Annotated in this window: 2 protein-coding genes and 1 pseudogene; 1 reads left to right on the top strand and 2 read right to left on the bottom strand. The window is 41.0% G+C overall.

Annotation, left to right across the window (positions count from 1 at the left end):
• Positions 1 to 246: 246 nt before the first annotated feature.
• Positions 247 to 2,613, bottom strand: coding sequence for a M1 family aminopeptidase (locus tag Q1V93_RS02290; protein WP_300660857.1), 2,367 nt, complete (start codon positions 2,611 to 2,613; stop codon positions 247 to 249).
• Positions 2,614 to 2,826: 213 nt separating this feature from the next.
• Here Q1V93_RS02290 and Q1V93_RS02285 point away from each other — a divergent pair, with 213 nt between their 5' ends.
• A complete protein-coding gene (locus Q1V93_RS02285; RefSeq protein ID WP_300660855.1) occupies positions 2,827 to 3,453 on the top strand; it encodes a MarC family NAAT transporter in 627 nt (208 codons plus the stop codon).
• A gap of 15 nt (positions 3,454 to 3,468) precedes the next feature.
• Here Q1V93_RS02285 and Q1V93_RS02280 read toward each other — a convergent pair.
• Positions 3,469 to 3,856, bottom strand: a pseudogene (locus Q1V93_RS02280) (hypothetical protein); the annotation flags it as partial.

The following is a 3,856-nucleotide window of genomic DNA, read 5'->3' as shown; positions in this document are numbered from 1 at the left end:
GATACATCTTTTGGCTTTTCAGAGTACAAAAATAGTTTAATTTCATGGAATTGAAGGGAATACACCTTCTTAATGTCTGTTGTTGTTTTATTTATTGATAATCAACTGTTTAATTGTTGTTATATAATGTTTAGTTTGAAGCTGATTCGTAATATTGCAAATTGGCATTTTACCAAAATTGCAATAAGGCTTAATTGCGGTATTACGAATTTGAAATCGCCCCTTTATCCTTTAATCACGGACTCTTTATTGAACGATTAGTAATTTATGAAATATCGGTTTATCCTGGTTATACCCGGTAACCGAATACGTTCCCTTTTCCCAGGAAGAAGTTGCGAAATTAGTTTTGACTCCCGGTTTCAAATGCTGATCAACCAATCTGCCGGTAGCATCACAAATTACAATGCGATCCGAAACAGTATTTGTTTCGATTGTTACGAAACCAGAGGCCGGGTTCGGATATAGTTTCACATCTGCATCTTTCGTTTTTTCATTCAGCGACAGGTTTTGTCCTTTTAATGCAATGGCATATTCTCCTTTTTGAAGATTGGTGACATTCAACGTTCCGGTTTTGTCATTCACATTGCCCATGGTTTTAGTGTAAGTAGGGAATTCATACCAATCTACAGAACGGTTTGGTCGGTATAGAAGTACAATACTGTCTTCCGTTCCCGTGATCAGCAGATGATCCAGATAAGCGATCGGGCCACTGGTTTGACCGCTGTAACGGAAGCTTGCGTTTGTATGGAATCCGGAGTTCCAGATTCCATCAATGCGCCAATAACGTTGTGGGGAAATCAGGTATCCCGATGTCCAGTTCAGAACAGGATCCGGAGCGGCCCAGTTGTGTTCAACCACTACAAAAGCAGAATCTGTGATGTTTTGAATCTGTAATGTCAGGTTGGAATGACTCAAAGTCTGACTTCCGGTTGTGTGAAAAGTAGAGTATGTTGCTGTAACTGCATGAGAAATCAATTCGTCGCGGTTCAAATAACCGGTTGCCGGTGCAAACGGAACAGTAACCGTTACAGTATTGTTCATCCCGGAGGAGTGAATGGTTTTTTCAAAGGTATTCCAGTTGTTATCGCGCAATGTCAATGTTACCGGAATTTGATTTCCGTATGCGGATCTTCCTACCAGTTTTTGTTTCAGGTGAATCGTTACGTCGTATTGATTTCCGTTCGGAGCAACTGTCAAAGAGTCGATTGAAACATGCGGCCATCCTCCCTGGAAAATCCAGTCTGCGAAGTAATTGTTCAGGTTTACGCCGGTAATTGCACTCAAATCATCGCGATACTCAATTGCATCTATATCGGAAAATTTATTTTGCTCCAATAATTCGGACAATCCGTTGAAAAACAAAGAATCACCTAAATATGCTCTCAGGGTATGAATCATATCAGCACCCTTCGAGTAGGTTGTTGTCCCATATGTATGTTCCTGCGGAACTCCGGAAAGCGGCCAATAGCCCTGATCCGTAATATGACAAGAACGAATGAGTTCTTTGTGTTCGTTTCGGACTGCAGCTTCGTAATCACTTCTTCCTGATGATTCTTCGGTAAAGACATATTCACAGTAAACGGCGCTTCCTTCGTTGATCCACATATCCTCAGCCGTGCGACAAGTGACCAGGTTTCCCCACCAATGGTGAGAAAGTTCATGAGCCATAACGGATTGCCACGAAAGCCCGCCGTTTGCAGCTGTTTGTGGATAAGCAATGTTCATGGCATGCTCCATCGCTCCGGCAGTCATCGGAACCAAAACGTAGCCCACTCTGTCCCAACGGTACGGTCCCCATTTGTCTTCGAAAATATCAAAAGCATCTTCGAGATTCACGAACGAATTTTTCATGTTGGTGGTGTCGGCAGCACGTGCAGCCAATTTTACCGGAACCGGGTTATTCTGATAATCCGTGAATGTATCGTTTACGAAAACATAGTTGGATACGGCAACAGAAACGAGGTAAGTGGGAATAGTCTGGTTGATTTTCCAATGATGTGTTTTTGATAAATCCGGGTTAACAACCATGGATTGAAAAACTCCGCCACATGCCGCATTGTGAATTGGAAGAGTTGTTACAAATAAATCGTAAGTAGATCTGGTCGTGAAATTATCGAAACACGGAAACCAGGTTTTCCCGTAATTGTGCGGAATATCATCCAATGAAACTCCAACATTGTAGGCATAGGCACTGTTGAAGTAAAACCCTCCGAATGTGGGATCGTGAACAGTTGTTCCGTGATAGAAAACTTCTAAGGAACTGCTGTTTCCGGTATTGTATGTTGTTCCAAGGTTGATTTTGTAACCAAGCGGAACTGACGTAAATGAAAGCAAATTCCCACTGGAATTACGAATGCTGTCAATGGTCAGACCTACCAAATCCAGCCTCATTTCGGAAATGTTATTTACCAATGGTTCGAAAACGATTTCTGTATGTCCTTTTAATATAAAAGTGTTGAAATCACGCAAATCCAGGTGAACGTTGTAATGCTGAATAGAAATACTGTCGCTTCGCGTGTCATAAGGAAACGCAGTTTGCGCAAAAGCAGTATGGAATAAACCTGCAAAGAAGATCAGGATCAGTCGAAAACCAAGGTTAGCAGCACGATTCATAGTTTGAGAAATAAAGGTTAAATATAGAGAATTACGAATTACGAATTACGAATTACGAATTACGAATGATTGAACATTTAAACTCCGGAATCTTTTTAATTAGGAATTAGGAATTAGGAATTAGGAATTAGGAATTAGCTCAAATTCGTAATTAACAATTAATATTCACCTAACATCAAAGCAGTGGAATAAGGAGAATTTTGCAGAAAAAAAATGGAACTTTTTATCAGCATTTTTGCAGCACTATTCTCTGTTTTAAACCCTTTGGGAACCGTTCCCGTTTTTGTCGGATTGACAAAAGATGATTCAAAACACAACCGGGACAAAACATCACTCTGGACTTCTATCAATGTGTGTGTCATTTTGCTGATCTCTTTTTTTGCCGGCAGTTATGTGTTGAACTTCTTCGGAATCTCGATCAATTCCTTGCGTCTGGCGGGAGGTTTGATCATCACGACTTCGGGTTTTGCGCTTCTTACCGGGTCTTTTACCAAACATAAAGGAATGAAGAAAGCAAGTGTTCAGGCTGATATGGAAACAAGATCGGAAGTTTCATTAACTCCGCTGGCTATCCCGATGCTGGCTGGTCCGGGGTCTATTTCTTTATTGATCGCCTACAATCAGTCGTTTACGAATCAATACCAGCAAATTTCATCGGTTTGCGCCATTTTTGCGGTTTGTTTGTCTATTTATTTGATTCTGAGAACCTCGCATTTTATTGTGAAAGCTTTGGGAGCTTCAGGAATCAATGCCATTTCGAGAATTATCGGATTTATCGTTATCGCAATAGGAGTGGAGTATGTTTCAACAGCGGTGAAGGATATTTTGGGAATCAGTTAATTGAATCAGGAATTACTACCGGTCTTCCTGCGGGCTAAAAGTAATTTCGAAGATCGTTTCCGGGTACGTTTTTAATTCCATGGTTCCTTCCAACTGGTCGGTGAGTGATTCGATCAGATCCAAACCGAATGAGCCTTGCCGTGAAGGAGCTTTCCAGGTGCCGCTGTCTTTGTAGATGAGCTTACATTTTTTACCCTGGAAACGCATGAATGAAAGGGAAATGAGGCAGTTTTCGTAATCGTCAAAAGCATATTTCAATGAATTTGAGATCAATTCGTTCAGAATCAATGCAATCGGAACAATGGATCTCAGCCCGATGGATTCAATGTCACATTCGATTTTCAGATTTACAGGATAACCGGATTGATAGGAGGAAAGCAGATCGGTAGACAGATCATACAAA

It is taken from the genome of Fluviicola sp. (assembly GCF_030151805.1).
Taxonomy (GTDB): domain Bacteria; phylum Bacteroidota; class Bacteroidia; order Flavobacteriales_D; family Crocinitomicaceae; genus Fluviicola.
The sequence above is the reverse complement of the archived record's forward strand: the minus strand, read 5'-3'. Positions and strand labels throughout refer to the sequence as shown.